This is a genomic window from Butyricicoccus sp. AF18-9LB, assembly GCF_027684505.1.
In the GTDB taxonomy this organism is placed as follows: Bacteria; Bacillota; Clostridia; order Oscillospirales; family Butyricicoccaceae; genus Agathobaculum; species Agathobaculum butyriciproducens.
On the sequence record NZ_JAQCWA010000069.1, the window covers coordinates 1 to 532 of the forward strand.

Here is a 532-nt window from a genome sequence, read left to right on the forward strand (position 1 = left end):
AGAGGTTGGTGCATTGCGTTCTCCGAAGGCTCCTCGCCGGAGGGCTGTGATTTTCCGCAGTCATGGTCTGCTTCAAATCAAACAGGGGACGCTACGCTTCCCCTGCGCTGGCTGCCGCCAGCTACCCTTTTGTGTACTTGCCATCTGGGGACACCTTGCGTTGCAAGCTGTTCCCAGCCGACAAGTTTCATAAAATATGCTATCTTTTCGATAGCCAATGAAGTATAATGAAGATGACAACAAATCGGCATTTGTAAAGGAGGATTTACAATGAAGAAAATTGGATTAGGTATTGCAATACTACTCTTTGCCATTATAATTTCTCTTTGCTCATCAGGAATGGGGCTGCTCGTTATCGGAATTGGGATTGTAGGATTGATTTTTTCAATCATAGGATTTATAGAACGCAAGTAAAATAACTTCCAGTTTGTCAGCTTCACATCGGGTCAACTTGCCCCGAACTTTTACAATTAAATACCCGCCGCCCACATAGCGGCACACCGAGCAGGAAATCTGAAAAAGGTCTCCTGCT

Annotated in this window: 1 protein-coding gene; it reads left to right on the forward strand. The window is 45.3% G+C overall.

What is annotated here, in order from left to right; translation table 11 throughout:
* The first annotated feature begins 270 nt into the window (after nt 1–270).
* A complete protein-coding gene (locus PGY33_RS14350; protein ID WP_009274458.1) occupies nt 271–414 on the forward strand; it encodes a hypothetical protein in 144 nt (47 codons plus the stop codon).
* Nucleotides 415–532 lie beyond the last annotated feature (118 nt).